Here is a 13,781-nt window from a genome sequence, read left to right on the forward strand (position 1 = left end):
CTTCCCCAGCACCAGTGAAGTCCGCGGCATGACCTTGTTCGATTCCCCCGCCTTCGAGGGCCACGAAGGCGTCCACGCCTTCTTCGACGAAAAAACTGGCCTGAAATGCATCATCGCCGTGCATTCCACGGCCCGCGGCCCGGCCGCCGGCGGCTGCCGCATGTGGCCCTACGCCAGCGCCGAGCTGGCGCTGGAGGACGCGCTCAGGCTCTCGCGGGCCATGTCCTACAAGAACGCCATGGCCGACCTCGAGCTGGGCGGCGGCAAGGCCGTGATCATCGGCGACAGCCGCACCATGAAGACGCCGGCGCTGTTCGAGGCCTTTGGCCGCGCGGTCGAGGATGTGGGCGGCAAGTACTGGACCGCCGAGGACGTCGGCGTCTCGCCCGCCGACCTGATGCACGCGCGCAGGTCCACCCGCTATGTGGCCGGCCTGACCGGCCACGCCGCGGCCTCCGGCGATCCCAGCCCGGTGACCGCCGAGGGCGTGTTCCGGGGTGTGAAGCTGGGCGTCGAGCGGGCGCTGGGCCGCGGCCTCGCCGGCGTCACCGTGGCGATCCAGGGCGTCGGCCACGTGGGCGGCTTCCTGGCCGAGAAGCTGCACGCCGCGGGCGCGAAGCTGATCGTCACCGACGTGAACCAGGACGCCCTGCGCGAGATCGCCGACAAGACCGGCGCCCAGGTCGTCGCGCCGAATATGATCTTCGACGCCGAGGCCGACGTCTTCGCCCCTTGTGCGCTCGGTGGGGCGGTCAACGCCGACACCCTGCCGCGCCTGCGCTGCAAGGTGATCGCCGGCGGGGCCAACAACCAGCTCTCCGACCCGGAGATCGGCCGCGCCGTCTATGACCGCGGGATGCTCTACCTGCCGGACTACGTCATCAACGGCGGCGGCATCATCAATGTGGCCGGCGAGATCCGTGCGCTCGACCGCACCGAGGCTTTCGATCCCAACTGGGTGGCCGGCAAGCTCGACCGGCTGATGGAGACCCTGGCCGAGGTGCTGGACCGCTCCAAGGCCGAGCACCGCCCGACCCACGAAGTCGCCAACGAAATGGCCAAGGCCCGCATCACCCTGGCGGCGGAACAGAAGGCGGCGGCCTAGAGCGCCGCCAGCCGGCCGCCGCGCGGCTCCTTGACGGCCAGCAGCAGGATCAGCAGCCCGGCGCTGAGCATGCCGACCGAGGCGCCGAAGACGAAGCTGTAGCCAAACAGGTCGGCCATCCAGCCGCCGAGCAGCGGCCCGGCCGTGGCGGTGATGCTCTCGGCGGTGGCCGAGACCGCGATGCGCATGGGTAGGTCGTCGCGGTGGCCGAACTCCAGGATCATGGTCTGGGTCGACATCAGGTAGCCGGCTTGCGCCGCGCCCAGGCCGAAGAAGGCCAGGTAGATCGCCGGCAGGGTGTGCAACTCCAGCAACAGCACCGTGGCCGCCAGCCAGGTGACGATCGCGAACAGGAGGACCAGGCGGAATCCTGTCTTGTCGCCGAGGTTGCCCCAGATGAGGTTCGACAGCATGTCGGCGACCAGCAGGGTCGTGGTCAACGAGCCGATCAGAGTCCCGGTCAGCGGCATCAGCTTGCCGACATAAAGGATGTAAAACGGCGTCGCGATCCGCGCCGAGCTCGACATCATCTGCACCACGAGGAAGAAGGCGTACCCGCGATCCTGGGCGATGAGCTGTGGGAAGTCCCGCAGCCGCTCGCGGAAGCGCGCCTGCGGCCGGGTGGTCGGCGGTTCCGGTTCGCGTAGCAGGATCTGCAGGGCCGAGAGCCCCAGACTGGTGAGGATGAAGGCGAAGACGAAGGTCGTGGAGTAGCCGTTGCCGAACAGGTTGTGGCCGATGAAGTACTTCCCCGCCACCCAGGCCAGGACCGCGGCGATCAGACTCCCGGTGAAGCTGCGCCAGGCCTGCAGGCGCCCGCGCCGGCTGAGCGGTATCACCTTGGAGAGCAGCAGCGAGAACACCACCCGCTGGGCGCCCATGAAGAGGCCGAACATGGCGATGAAGAACAACAGCGCCGCGGTCAGCGCCGGGCCTTTCAGCACCCAGCCGGAGATCGCGATGCATAGGATGGCGATCCGGCCCAGGCCGCCCATCCACATGGCCGCCGGCATCACCTTCTTGCGGTGCTCCACCTGCGATCCGGCGAAGATCGGCGCCAGCACCCCGCCCAACTGCTGCAGCGCCAGGCCCAGGCCCACGATGGTGTTGGAACCCGACACCTGGTGCAGGTAGGCCGGCAGGAAGGTCGGCGCATTAACCAGCCTGAAGCCGGTCATCCCCAGCATGCCGTGCAGGTAGTTGCCGAGGTAGTTCCGCTTCAGGTTGTCCCAGACGAACTTCTCGTAGGCCGCTTCACGCTCGGCGAGGTCGCCTTCGGCGGCGACGGGCTCGAGGGGGTCAATCTTGGCGCTCAAATGATCCACGCCGCTCGCGGCCGTCAGGCGACCGGCGCCGGCGCCCTTCGGCAAAGGCGGGACTGCAATGCGTCCGGTCTAACAGAGTCCGGGAGGCTGGCGAAAGGGCGTAGGCGCCGCTGCCTAGAGAACCGGGCCACAAGCGCCGCCTAGATGCGGCGGTATTCCACCGTCGAGCCGTCGTCGGCCCTGGCCTTGGCGGCCAGCCAGGCGCCGGCGTCGTCGTAGGTGTCTTCCATCTCGACCTCGCCGTGGATCGCCCAGCGGTTGGGGGCGACCTTGGCGACGCGCACCTTCAGGAGCTTGCCGGTCTGCGGGTTGAACACCGGCCCGGCGAAGATCTGCTCGTTCCAGTGGGTCAGCGGGTTGGTGTCGGCGCTGAGGGTCGTCTTGCCGCTGGGGCAGTCGACCCGCACCGCGCCGCCCTCCCGCTCGGCGACCACGTGCTCGGCCCTGCCGTTGGTGGTGGTGGAGGTCTCCAGCGAGGCAAAGGCGCCGTCCTTGTGGGTCTCCACCGCATGGTGGTGATAGCGGAACACCGGCACGGGCCCGATCTTGACGTTCATGATCGCATCGGTGGTGGCGGTGAAGGCCGCGCCGTCGCCGGTGAAGGTGATGTGATGCTCGCCGATGTGGGAGTCGTTGCGGAACACCGCGAAGGTCAGGTTCCGCGGAACGGGGCCCGCCGCGAAGGTCAGGCGCGGCGCCAGCGGCAACAGGAGGCCGCCGGCCAGGACGGCGCGGCGGGACGTCAGCAGGGCAGGGCGTTCGAACATCGCAGACCTCGTCGTCGGCTTCCCTCTACGCCGACTTGCGCGGGAATACGAAACCCGAACCGCTAAGGATGCGCTAGGGTTGCGGACGGCGTCGCCGCGGGGCGCGTTGTCGCGGCCGAGGCGGGCGCTCAATCCGTGAGGATGGCGGGGTCAGTGCCCGGGGCGCGGCTCGAACGAGCGCGACGGACGCGCGGGCTTGGCGGCGCTGGCACGGTCGGGTTTCTGGCCGTGCTGCGGCGTCGGCGCGGACTTCGGGAAGTTGAAGTTCAGGCCGGGGTCCTGTTGCTGGAAGCCCTGCGTCATCGCGGCGTCTCCCTTCCTTGTTTTTGGCCCCCCGCGACAGTTTTGACTCACGCGGCGGCGGGAAGCGACTCGGCGGGCCGCACGTCTACGTGAACGGTGAGTTCGGATTGGCCACCGTCGCCGTAGATGGCGCCGGAGACCGGGGCCGCTTCTGCCGGCGTGCGGGTGACGGCGACAGGGATCAGGTCCGGGCTCTCGGCCAGCGCGTTGGTGGGATCGAACTCGGTCCAGCCCAGCTCGGGCAGGAAGACCTCGCACCAGGCGTGGGTCGCGCCGGCTCCGCGCACGGCGGCGTGGCGCGGCGAATAGAGATAGCCGGTGACGAAGCGCGCGGCGTAGCCCAGCCGGCGCAGCGCCTCTACCATCAGCCAGGCGAAGTCGCGGCATGTGCCCGAGCCCACGGTGACCGTGTGGCCGGGCTCCTGCGCCGCGCCCTGGTCGCGGCCGCGGTATTCGAAGCTGGCGTGGATCGTGCGGTTGAGCCGCAGGAGGAAGTCCAGCGCCGGCTCCTTGGGATTCTCGACCTGGTCGCGCAGCCAGGCCAGCAGCCGGCCGTCGGCGTCCTCGCTGGCCGGGTCCATGAAAGGCGCGAGCACGGCGCGGTCGCCGGCGGAATAGACGATCGGGGTCGCGGTCTGCGGGTCGGCCACGTCGCGGCGGGTCAGCGAGGCGGGATAGCGCTCGATGGTCAGGTCGCTGACGATCGACAGCGCCCGGCCTTCGCCCTGCGGCTGGAAGCAGCACACCGAGTTGCCCATGGCGTCATAGAGCCAGCGGGTGTCGCCGGGCGGCGAGAGCGTCAGGTGGGCGTCGATCACCCGGGTCGCGTGCGTGTCGCGCGGGCGCACCAGCAGGCGATGGCCCGCGAAACGGACGGGACGCTCATAGGTATAGAGCGTCTCGTGGCGGATGCTGAGGCGGACCATGACGCCTCAACAGGTAAGCGCCCGCGAGGTTCCCGCAACGCCTCAAGCCGCCCGGGCCCTCGCCATCTGCGGATAGAACCGCGCCATCATCCGGTCCCGGTAGGCGATGAGGTTCGGATGCTGCAGGACGGCGTCGCGCACCGGGCTGTCGAAATGCGGCGCGGCGGCCGCGGCGACGCCGGCGAACAGGCTGGCGTCGGCGCCGCCCATGGTCTTGCCTGCCAGGTAGGGCCCCTCCCCCAGCAGCAGTGCGGCGGCGGCGAATGACCGGCCGGCGAGATCGGCGACCTCCTCCAGGCTGTGGCGCCCGAAGCCCTGGCCGTGCAGCACCTGGCCCATGCGCTCGAAGGCGGCCTCGCGTACTTCCTCCGGCGCGCCGGCGAAGAAGATCGATGGGCCCTTGTCGAAGTTCTCCCGGACCGCCCAGCGGGCGTAGACGATGGCCCAATAGACGTGGTCCTCCATCATCCGCTCGACCGTCCAGCCCAGCGCGCGTTCGCGCGGCGACAGGCCGGCGTCCAGGTCGATCCCATAGGTCCACTGCAGGTGGTCGCGGATGAACACCGAGTCGCCGATCTTCTCCGGGCCGTCGACGATGAAGGGGACCTTGCCCTTCGGGCCTTCGGTCGGCCGCCAGCGCTCTGTGCGGTAGGCGAGGCCCGACATCTTCAGCTGAACCTCGGTCTTGATGACGAAGGGGCTAGGATCGGGCACGCCCCACAGGGGGCCGAAGGTGGACAGGACGATCATGGGAGCCTCCAGAATTCGAGGCTCGCATCGTGACGCGGGCCTGCTGACAGCCTGTTGTCAGCAAGCGTCGCTAGAGCACCATCAGGGCGTATCCGCCGCCGGCGGCCGCCCGGCGAAGGCGTCGGCCAGGAAGGCGATCATCCGGCGGCGCACGTCGTCGCCATGCCAGGGCTCGCGGGTGGATTCCGCGGCGAAGCCCCGGCCCAGGGTGGCGTGGGTCTCGCGCGGATAGGTCACCAGCACCACTGGCGCGCCGGCCTGCCGCATGGCGCGGTACATCTCCTTGGACTGGCCGAGCGGATCGGTGGGGTCGTCCTCGCCCTGGATCAGCAGCAGCGGGGTCTTGGCCTGGCCGACCTTGGCCAGCGCGCTCTGCCGCCAGGCGTCGGCGAACCGCTCCCAGGGCTTGCCGAAGTACCAGCGGTCGTAGAACGACCCGTCCTCGGTGCCGTATTCGCTGAACTGGTCGATCACCGGCGCGCCGGAGACAAGCGCCTTGAAGCGGTTGGTGCGCCCCTCGACGAAGGCCGCCATCTCGCCGCCGTAGCTGTAGCCGATCAGGCCCATGCGCTGCGGGTCGACCGGGTACTTGGCCAGCGCCGCGTCGACGCCGGTCATGATGTCGGCGTAGTCGCCGCCGCCCAGGTCGTTCTTGTTGGCCGCCTCGAAGGCCGCGCCATAGCCCTGGCTGCCGCGCGGGTTGGTCTCCAGCACCGCCCAGCCCTGGGCGACCAGCAGGTTCACCTGGTTGGAATAGCGGTCCTGGAAGAGGCCGGTCGGGCCCCCGTGAACGATCACCACCAGCGGGACCTTGGCCGCCGCCGAGACGCCCTTCGGCAGATAGATCAGGCCCTCGACGTCGAGCTTGCCGTTCTTCCAATGGACGGTCTCGCTGGGGGTCATCGGCCAGCCGGCGGGGACCATGGCGGGGCCGGCGAGGCGGGTCCCGAGGTCGCCCAGGCGTCCGGCTACGAAGACCGCACGCGGTTGCAGCGGCCCGCTGGCGATCATCGCCCAGGCGGTCTCGTTGGGATTGGTCTGGATGCTCGCCACGACCGGCAACGGGACGTCGATCCAGCTCAGCGCGCCGGTGGCGAGGTCGATGCGCGCCAGCCGCTGGCGCACGCCCGCCTCGATCGGCGTCACCAGGGTCTTGCCGCCCTTCTCGACCACCAGGTTCTCGGAGAGCGTGCCCTTCAGCCCCTTGGTCAGGCCGCGCGCCGCGCCGGCCGCGAAATCGTAGGCGTAGAGCTCTGCGCACCCCGGCGGCGCGTCCTCCTCGCATTGGGCCAGCCACACCGCGCCGGCGGCGGTCCAGAGGGCCTCGCGCACGGTGTTTGGCGCGGCGGCGATCAGGGTCGCCTGGCCGTCGGCGGCGCGCACCCGCCACAGCCGCGCGGCGGGGCCGAGGTCCTCGTCCTGCGGCGCGGTGATCACCAGGAGTTCGTCGGAGCCGGGGCTCCAGCGGGCCTGTCGGACATTGTCGGGCAGGTCGATCTCGCGCGCCTGGCCGGTGGCGGCGTCGGCCAGGTAGAGCCGGACGGTCTTGCGGTCGTCGTGGCCGACCCGGACCGCGTCGTCCTTCTTCTTGACCTCGGCCTCGCGCGCCGCGGTCTCGCCGTCGGCGGCGACCAGGGCGATCCACTTGTTGTCCGGCGAGATGTCGTAGGCGCTGGGCGCGACGTCGGCGGCGTCCTCGACCTTCAGGTTCCAGCCCGACTTCAACGCGCCGGTCGCCGGGCGGGCCAGGGTCAGGGCCTCGGCCTCGCCGCCGGCCATGGGCAGCCGGTAGAGCCGGTCGGCCTTGCCCCGCTTGGCCAGGAAGAAGAGGCCCCGGCCATCCTTCGACCACGCCGGACCGCGCTCGCCGGGATCGGCTTCGGCGCCGGTGAAGGTCGCCTGCCGCGCAGCCTTGCCGTCGGCGGAGAGCAGCCAGATGTGGGTCTTGCCGCCGTCGGCCGTGGAGTCGGCGATCGGCGCGGCCACCAGGGTCCCGTCGGGCGATAGCACCGCCTCGCGCACGTCGCGCACCTCGCGGACGCTGGCGTTCAGCGGCGGCTGGGGCGGTGCGGGCTTGGCGGTGGAAGGCGCCTCGGCCGGGGCGGCCATCGCCGGGGCGGCGGCCAGGCTGAGGACCGCCGCCGCGGCGGAGACCAGGATCGTTCGGCGCATGCGTTCCCCCCGGAAGCTGAGGCGTCCCGGATCGCCCGGCGCGGCGCGTCCGTCAACCAGGGGCGGACAATCGCCATGGCGCCGCTTGCGTGAACAAAAAGAGAACAATAGGGTCGGCGCATGCCCACTCTCGACCTGAAGCGTAAGCTCGAAATCCTGTCCGACGCCGCCAAGTACGACGCCTCCTGCGCCTCGTCCGGCGGGACCAGGCGCGATAGCCGGGGCGGCCGCGGCCTGGGCTCGGTGGAGGGCGGGATGGGCATCTGCCACGCCTATGCGCCGGACGGGCGCTGCATCAGCCTGCTCAAGATCCTGCTGACCAACTTCTGCGTCTACGACTGCGCCTATTGCGTGAACCGGGTCAGCTCCAACACGCCGCGCGCACGGTTCAGCGTCGAGGAGGTCTGCGACCTGACGCTGGGCTTCTACCGGCGCAACTACATCGAGGGCCTGTTCCTGTCCTCGGGCATCATCCGCTCGTCGGACTACACCATGGAGGAACTGGTCCGGGTGGCGCGCACCCTGCGCGAGGTCCACGACTTCCGCGGCTACATCCACCTGAAGGTGATCCCCGAGGCGTCGCCGGCGCTGATCGACGAGGCGGCGCGCTACGCCGACCGGGTGTCGATCAACATCGAGCTGCCGCGCGACGAGAGCCTGACCGCCCTGGCCCCGGAGAAGGAGATCGCCAGCATCAAGAAGGCCATGGGCGCGGTGCGCCTGGGCGTCGAGGCCAGCCAGGAGAAGGGCCGCAAGGCGCGGCCGGCGAACTACGCGCCCGCCGGCCAGTCGACCCAGATGATCGTCGGCGCCGACACGGCCCCCGACGGAGAGATCCTCAAGCGCAGCGAGACGCTCTATAGCGCCTATGGGTTGAAGCGGGTCTATTACTCCGCCTTCTCGCCGATCCCGGACGCCACCGCACGCCTGCCGCTGGAGCGGCCGCCGCTGGCGCGGGAGCACCGGCTCTACCAGGCCGACTGGCTGATGCGGGTCTACGGCTTCGCGCGCGCCGAGATCATCGGCGAACACGAGGACCTGGAGCTGGAGATCGACCCCAAGCTCGCCTGGGCGCTGAAGAACCGTGGCGGGTTTCCGGTCGACCTCAACACCGCCGATCGCGAACAGATGCTGCGCGTGCCGGGCCTGGGCGTGCGGGTGGCCGACAAGATGATCGCGGTGCGACGGCTGAAAGCGCTGCGGCTGCAGGACGTGGCGCGGCTGACGCGGGCGGTGGAGCGGCTGAAGCCGTTCATCGTCACCCTCGACTGGCGGCCGGGCGGCCCCACCGACACCGACCGGGCCGACCTGCGTGCGCGGCTGGCGCCGCCGCCCGAGCAGATGGCGCTGTTCTGATGGAGGTGGTGCGCCTGGCCTCGGAGACGGACGTCGCCGGCTGGCGTCGCGCGGCGCGGGCGTTACGGGCCGGCGGCGTGGCGCCGGAGCAGACGCTGTGGACGGTCGACGGCTCCGGCGGCGATCTCCTGGCGGGCTCGGCGATGGGCGAGGGCGGGCCGACCGGCGCAGGCCAGGCCTTCACCGTGCCCCGGGCCTTCATCGAGCTGGCGGACCTGGTGGCGCTGCACCGTTCGGACGAGCGGTTCGCCCTGCTCTACAGCCTGCTCTGGCGGCTGGGGCATGAGCCGCGGCTGCTGGAGGACGCTTCCGATCCGCAGGTCCAGCGGGCTCACCGGCTCGCCAAGGCGGTTAGCCTGGCGGCGCACAAGATGAAGGCCTTCGTCCGCTTCCGGCAGACGAGGGATGAGGCGGGCGACGAGCGCTACGTCGCCTGGTTCGAGCCGGCGCATCGGGTGACCGAACTCACCGCGCCCTTCTTCGTGGCCCGCTTCGCCAACATGGCCTTTTCGATCCTGACGCCGGACGCCTGCGTCCACTGGGACACCGAGGCGCTGGTGGCGCTGCCCGGCGCCGATCCCGCCGAGGCGCCGCGGGAGGACGCCCTGGAGGACTATTGGCGCGCCTACTACGCCTCGATCTTCAATCCGGCGCGGCTGAAGGTCGGCGCCATGCAGAAGGAGATGCCCAAGCGCTATTGGCGGAACCTGCCGGAAGCCCGGCTCATTCCCGAGCTGATCGCCAAAGCCGAAGGCCGCACCGCCGCCATGGTCGCCCACGCCCCGTCCACGCCCGCCCGACGCGTCGTCCGCCAGGTGGAGCGCAAGATGCGCGACGCCTCCTTCGAAGCCCAGGCGATGAACAACCTCGAAGAGCTGGCGGCCGCCGTGCAGATGTGCCGCCGCTGCGACCTCTGGCGCGACGCCACCCAGGGCGTGGCGGGCGAGGGGCCTGGCCGGGCGAAACTGATGCTGGTGGGCGAACAGCCGGGCGACCAGGAGGACCTGGCCGGCCATCCCTTCGTCGGTCCCGCGGGCCAGATGCTGGACAAGGCCCTGGCGGAGGCCGGCGCGCCCCGCGACCAGGCTTTCGTCACCAATGCGGTGAAGCACTTCAAGCACGAGCTGCGCGGCAAGCGACGGCTGCACAAGACCCCGAACACCGGCGAGGTGACCGTCTGCCGCTGGTGGCTGGACGCCGAGCGGCGCCTGGTGCGGCCGCGGGTGATCGTGACCCTGGGCGCCACCGCGGCGCTCGCGGTGTTCGGCAAGCCCATGGCCATCGGCGCCTCACGGCAAAAGGCGCACCAGCTCGCCGACCAGGCGCAGGGCGTGGTGACCTACCATCCGTCCTACCTGCTGCGGTTGCCGGACGCCGACGCCAAGGCGAAGGCCTATGGGCTGTTCGTCGAGGACCTCGCCTTCGCGTGGTCGCTGGCCGCCTAGGCTGGACCGACAGTCAACTGGGCCTGGGTCATCCGCGCTTCTTCCTCCATCGAGGAGGAGGGCGGCGCCCTTCCCGCCAGCGCCTTGAATGGCGATCGGTCCTTAGGCCAGGAAGCCCGCCTCGGCGAAGTCGAGCATGCGCCCGAGCAAGGCCGCCACGTCGCCTTCGCGGGTCTGGCCGCCGGACAGGTGGTGCAGGCGGTCGAATTCCACGAAGCGGTTGTTGTGCACCATGCCCAGGCAGAAGTGCAGCCGCCAGTAGACGCTCTCCGGCGGCAGGGACGGGCAGGCCTTCTTCAGCGCCTCGGCGAACCGCTCCAGGTGGCTGACGTCGTTCTGCAGCACTTCGCGGATCTCCTCGGTGCCTTCCGAGCGGGCGCGGATGATGAACTGCACGCTGACGCGGCGGTCGTTGGCCGGGTCGGCCCAGCGCAGCGGCGGGGCGAACAGCGCCTCCAGGATCTCGCGCAGCGGCGGGGCGCCGGCGTGGCGGTCGGACGCCTCGTGCAGCATCCGCGCGCGCTCGCGGTTCAGCTCGCTGGTCCGCCGGCGGAAGATCTCGAACAGCAGGGCGTCCTTGGAGCCGAAGTGGTAGTTCACGCTGGCCAGATTGACGCCGGCCTCGGCGGTGATGTCGCGCACCGAGACGTTCTGGAAGCCGCGCAGGGCGAACAGCCGCTCGGCGGCGGCGAAGACGGCGGCCTTGGTGGCGGCCTGGTCTTGCCCCTCGGCGGGCTCTAAGGCGCCGGTCTCGAAGTCGCTCATCGCATCCCGCCTAGCGGGCGAGCTCCTTCATGGCCTTCTCCAGGCCCTGGAGCGTCAGCGGGTACATCCGCTCGCCCACCAGCTGTTTGATCAGGCCGATGGAGGGCGTGTAGTCCCAGTGCCGCTCGGCCGTCGGATTCAGCCAGATCATGCTCTCGAAGATGGTCGAGACCCGGTCCATCCAGATGGCGCCGGCCTCCTCGTTCCAGTGCTCCACCGAGCCGCCCGGATAGGTGACCTCATAGGGGCTCATGGTCGCGTCCCCCACGAAGATCACTTTGTAATCGTGGGGGAATTTGTGGAGAATGTCCCAGGTGTTCAGCTTCTCGGCGTGACGGCGCCGGTTGTCCTTCCAGACGCTCTCATAGAGGCAGTTGTGGAAGTAGTAGAACTCCATGTTCTTGAACTCGGAGCGCGCCGCGCTGAACAGCTCTTCGCAGACCTTGATATGGCTGTCCATCGAGCCGCCGATGTCGAAGAAGATCAGCACGCTGATCTTGTTGCGGCGCTCCGGGCGCATCTGGATGTCCAGGTAGCCCTTCTCGGCGGTGCCTTTGATGGTGCCGCCCATGTCCAGCTCGTCGGGCGAGCCGTCGCGGACCCATTTGCGCAGCCGGCGCAGCGCCACCTTGATGTTGCGGGTGCCGAGCTCGACCTGGTCGTCGAGGTTCTTGTACTCGCGCTTGTCCCAGACCTTGATCGCCTTGCCGTGGCGGCCCTTGTCCTGGCCGATGCGGACGCCCTCGGGGTGATAGCCGTTTGCGCCGAAGGGCGAGTTGTTCCCGCCCTGGCCGCGGCCCTTGCCCTCTTTCTCGTCGCTCTCTTCCTCGGCCTGCTCCTTGGCGCGCTTGGCCAGCGCCTCCATCAGCGCCTCGAAGCCGCCCATGGCCTCGATCTGCGCCTTCTCCTCCTCGGTGAGGAACTGGTCGGAGAGCCGCTTCAGCCATTCGGCGGGGATGTCGACGGCGACGTCCTCACCCATCCGCTCCAGGCCCTTGAACACGTGGGAGAAGACCTGATCGAACTTGTCGATGTTCTTCTCGTCCTTCACCAGGGCGGCGCGGGACAGGTAGTAGAATTCGTCGACCGAGCGGTCGATGACCTGCTTGTCGAGGCCCTCCATCAGGGCGAGGTATTCCTTCAGCGTCACCGGCACCTTTGCCTGGCGAAGCTCGGTGAAGAACCGCATGAACATGCGACGGGGCCCCTGAAGGCGGAGTTTCGGGCGGCGGACGTCCGGGCGACGAACGTTCGTTTGAACGCGGAGGATGCGGCCTGGGGTCCGCGATGTCCAGTTCCCTCGCCCCTGGGACGCCTGCGTCCTAGTCGCCTTTTCGGTCGCCGGGCTTGCAGGGGCCGAGCCGGCGGAAGACCTCGGTCATGTCGGTGTCGGGAATGGCCATCGGCTTGTTGTTCCCCATCTTGAGCACGCCGCCGTGGCTGTGGATCTTGCCGGTCATGGCGTCGGGGCCGGTGACGGTGATGGCGCCGCTGGAGGTCATCTGGCTGCCGCCCACCAGGCACGACACCGTGTAGGAGAGGACCGGGCCGGTGCTGACGAAGTCGCTCACCTTGCAGTTCCCGCCGGGGATCTTCGACATCTTCTGCATGACGTAGTTCTCATCGAAGGGCGCATCGGCCGTGTAGCAGGTGAGGATCGGCTGGCCGTTGTCGATGCGGGTCTCCCACTCGCCGGCGTGCCGCACCATCGGGGCCGCGCTGGCGGAGGCGGCCGCGGCGAGGACGACAGCGGCGACCGGTGCGGCGCGTTTCAGCATGACATGAACCTCCCAGACTGAGTCGGAAGCGTAACACTGCTCCGCCAGGGGCGGGATTTCGGCTTGATGTCCGGAGTCTTTCAATCCGCTGCCGGTTTGCGCCGGCCGCCCGCATAATGCCGCGCGGACTGTGCGGAGAATCGGACAATGGACCGGATCGATCTTGGCGCCCTCGACCACTTCGCCGCGGTCGCCCGCCACGGCAACTTCCGCCGCGCAGCGGTGGAGCGCGGGGTCTCGGCCTCGACGCTGAGCCAGGCGCTGCGCGACCTGGAGGCGCGGCTGGGCGTGCGGCTTCTGAACCGCACCACCCGCAGCGTGGCCATGACCGACGCCGGGGCGGCGCTGCTGGCCTCGCTGCAGCCGGCGCTGGCGCAGATCGCCGCGGCGGTGGACGAGGCGCGCTCCGCGCAGGACGCGCCCTCAGGCGCCTTGCGCATCAATGCGCCGGAGCCGGCCGTGGCCCTGGTGCTGGCGCCCCTGGTCGCCGACTTCCTGGCCGCCTATCCAGCCGTGCGCCTGGAGATCATCGCCGAGACCTCGCTGGTCGACATCGTGGCCAAGGGCTTCGACGCGGGCGTGCGCTGGTCGGAGAGCCTGGCGCAGGACATGGTCGCCGTGCCGCTCGGCCCGCCGCAGCGCTATGTGGTGGCGGCCGCGCCGCAGACGATCGCCCGCTGGGGCGCGCCGGCCCATCCGCGGGAGCTTCTGCAACGGCCCTGCCTGCGGGTGCGCTTCCCGAGCGGGGCCGAGCCGCCCTGGGAGTTCGAGCGGGGCGGGGAGACGCTGCGCCTGCCGGTGACCGGCCCGTTGGTCAGCAACAGCATCACGCTGCAGATGCAGGCGGCCCTTGATGGCGCGGGGTTCCTGCAGACCATGGACGGCTTTGTCGCCGATCATCTCGCCAGCGGCCGCCTCATGGAGGTGCTGGCCGACTGGTCGGAGCCGTTCCCCGGCCCCTTGCTCTACTATCCCAGCCGCCGCCACCCGCCCTCGGCGCTCGGCGCCTTCGTGGCCTTCATCCAGGCGCGGCGTCGGCGGGAAGGCTGGTGAGGCGAGGAACCTCAGCTATGGTCGCGTGGGGTTGAG

The 13,781-nt window shown here is 70.0% G+C and carries 13 protein-coding genes; 4 read left to right on the forward strand and 9 right to left on the reverse strand.

Features of this window, described 5'->3' with window-relative positions:
- Positions 1-28 precede the first annotated feature (28 nt).
- Positions 29-1,105, forward strand: coding sequence for a Glu/Leu/Phe/Val dehydrogenase dimerization domain-containing protein (locus tag E8A49_RS08140; protein WP_293378776.1), 1,077 nt, complete (start codon positions 29-31; stop codon positions 1,103-1,105).
- On the opposite strand, the gene E8A49_RS08145 is transcribed toward E8A49_RS08140, so the two are convergent.
- The 6 genes from E8A49_RS08145 to E8A49_RS08170 form a co-directional block, all read right to left on the reverse strand.
- Complete coding sequence (locus tag E8A49_RS08145) at positions 1,102-2,421, reverse strand: MFS transporter (protein ID WP_293378779.1); 1,320 nt, start codon at positions 2,419-2,421, stop codon at positions 1,102-1,104. The genes E8A49_RS08140 and E8A49_RS08145 overlap by 4 nt on opposite strands.
- Positions 2,422-2,570: 149 nt before the next feature.
- Complete coding sequence (locus tag E8A49_RS08150) at positions 2,571-3,197, reverse strand: DUF6134 family protein (protein ID WP_293378782.1); 627 nt, start codon at positions 3,195-3,197, stop codon at positions 2,571-2,573.
- Positions 3,198-3,347: 150 nt separating this feature from the next.
- Positions 3,348-3,500 (reverse strand): hypothetical protein, encoded by a 153-nt coding sequence (locus E8A49_RS08155; protein ID WP_293378785.1) that lies wholly within the window; start codon positions 3,498-3,500, stop codon positions 3,348-3,350.
- A gap of 47 nt (positions 3,501-3,547) precedes the next feature.
- Positions 3,548-4,426: a transglutaminase family protein gene (locus tag E8A49_RS08160; RefSeq protein ID WP_293378788.1), complete on the reverse strand. Its 879-nt coding sequence runs from the start codon at positions 4,424-4,426 to the stop codon at positions 3,548-3,550.
- Positions 4,427-4,468: 42 nt separating this feature from the next.
- Positions 4,469-5,176 (reverse strand): glutathione S-transferase family protein, encoded by a 708-nt coding sequence (locus E8A49_RS08165; RefSeq protein WP_293378791.1) that lies wholly within the window; start codon positions 5,174-5,176, stop codon positions 4,469-4,471.
- 81 nt (positions 5,177-5,257) lie between these two features.
- Positions 5,258-7,348 (reverse strand): prolyl oligopeptidase family serine peptidase, encoded by a 2,091-nt coding sequence (locus E8A49_RS08170; protein ID WP_293378794.1) that lies wholly within the window; start codon positions 7,346-7,348, stop codon positions 5,258-5,260.
- Positions 7,349-7,468: 120 nt separating this feature from the next.
- Between E8A49_RS08170 and E8A49_RS08175 the strand changes: the two genes are divergently transcribed.
- On the forward strand, positions 7,469-8,704 hold the full coding sequence (locus E8A49_RS08175; protein ID WP_293378797.1) for a putative DNA modification/repair radical SAM protein: 1,236 nt from the start codon (positions 7,469-7,471) through the stop codon (positions 8,702-8,704).
- The gene (locus tag E8A49_RS08180; protein ID WP_293378800.1) at positions 8,704-10,149 is read left to right on the forward strand and encodes a UdgX family uracil-DNA binding protein; all 1,446 of its coding nucleotides are present in this window, start codon (positions 8,704-8,706) and stop codon (positions 10,147-10,149) included. Before E8A49_RS08175 ends, E8A49_RS08180 begins: the two co-directional genes overlap by 1 nt.
- A gap of 102 nt (positions 10,150-10,251) precedes the next feature.
- Here the strand turns inward: E8A49_RS08180 and E8A49_RS08185 are convergent, their stop codons facing one another.
- From E8A49_RS08185 to E8A49_RS08195, 3 genes are all read right to left on the reverse strand, one after another.
- Positions 10,252-10,914: a TetR/AcrR family transcriptional regulator gene (locus E8A49_RS08185; RefSeq protein WP_293378803.1), complete on the reverse strand. Its 663-nt coding sequence runs from the start codon at positions 10,912-10,914 to the stop codon at positions 10,252-10,254.
- Positions 10,915-10,924: 10 nt separating this feature from the next.
- The gene (locus E8A49_RS08190) at positions 10,925-12,109 is read right to left on the reverse strand and encodes a VWA domain-containing protein (RefSeq protein WP_293378806.1); all 1,185 of its coding nucleotides are present in this window, start codon (positions 12,107-12,109) and stop codon (positions 10,925-10,927) included.
- 127 nt (positions 12,110-12,236) lie between these two features.
- Entirely contained in the window at positions 12,237-12,692 is a 456-nt protein-coding gene (locus tag E8A49_RS08195; protein ID WP_293378809.1) for a DUF3617 family protein, read from the reverse strand.
- A gap of 147 nt (positions 12,693-12,839) precedes the next feature.
- Between E8A49_RS08195 and E8A49_RS08200 the strand changes: the two genes are divergently transcribed.
- Positions 12,840-13,745 (forward strand): LysR family transcriptional regulator, encoded by a 906-nt coding sequence (locus E8A49_RS08200; protein WP_293378812.1) that lies wholly within the window; start codon positions 12,840-12,842, stop codon positions 13,743-13,745.
- The last annotated feature ends 36 nt before the right edge of the window (positions 13,746-13,781 follow it).

This window comes from Phenylobacterium sp. (assembly GCF_004799515.1).
In the GTDB taxonomy this organism is placed as follows: domain Bacteria; phylum Pseudomonadota; class Alphaproteobacteria; order Caulobacterales; family Caulobacteraceae; genus Phenylobacterium.

Excerpts from the sequence above, each read along its gene's own strand:
- E8A49_RS08140 (WP_293378776.1), top strand. The coding sequence starts at position 29 with ATGACCTTGTTCGATTCCCCCGCCTTCGAGGGCCACGAAGGCGTCCAC.
- E8A49_RS08150 (WP_293378782.1), bottom strand. The coding sequence starts at position 3,197 with ATGTTCGAACGCCCTGCCCTGCTGACGTCCCGCCGCGCCGTCCTGGCC.
- E8A49_RS08155 (WP_293378785.1), bottom strand. The coding sequence starts at position 3,500 with ATGACGCAGGGCTTCCAGCAACAGGACCCCGGCCTGAACTTCAACTTC.
- E8A49_RS08160 (WP_293378788.1), bottom strand. The coding sequence starts at position 4,426 with ATGGTCCGCCTCAGCATCCGCCACGAGACGCTCTATACCTATGAGCGT.
- E8A49_RS08165 (WP_293378791.1), bottom strand. The coding sequence starts at position 5,176 with ATGATCGTCCTGTCCACCTTCGGCCCCCTGTGGGGCGTGCCCGATCCT.
- E8A49_RS08170 (WP_293378794.1), bottom strand. The coding sequence starts at position 7,348 with ATGCGCCGAACGATCCTGGTCTCCGCCGCGGCGGCGGTCCTCAGCCTG.
- E8A49_RS08175 (WP_293378797.1), top strand. The coding sequence starts at position 7,469 with ATGCCCACTCTCGACCTGAAGCGTAAGCTCGAAATCCTGTCCGACGCC.
- E8A49_RS08180 (WP_293378800.1), top strand. The coding sequence starts at position 8,704 with ATGGAGGTGGTGCGCCTGGCCTCGGAGACGGACGTCGCCGGCTGGCGT.
- E8A49_RS08185 (WP_293378803.1), bottom strand. The coding sequence starts at position 10,914 with ATGAGCGACTTCGAGACCGGCGCCTTAGAGCCCGCCGAGGGGCAAGAC.
- E8A49_RS08190 (WP_293378806.1), bottom strand. The coding sequence starts at position 12,109 with ATGTTCATGCGGTTCTTCACCGAGCTTCGCCAGGCAAAGGTGCCGGTG.
- E8A49_RS08195 (WP_293378809.1), bottom strand. The coding sequence starts at position 12,692 with ATGCTGAAACGCGCCGCACCGGTCGCCGCTGTCGTCCTCGCCGCGGCC.
- E8A49_RS08200 (WP_293378812.1), top strand. The coding sequence starts at position 12,840 with ATGGACCGGATCGATCTTGGCGCCCTCGACCACTTCGCCGCGGTCGCC.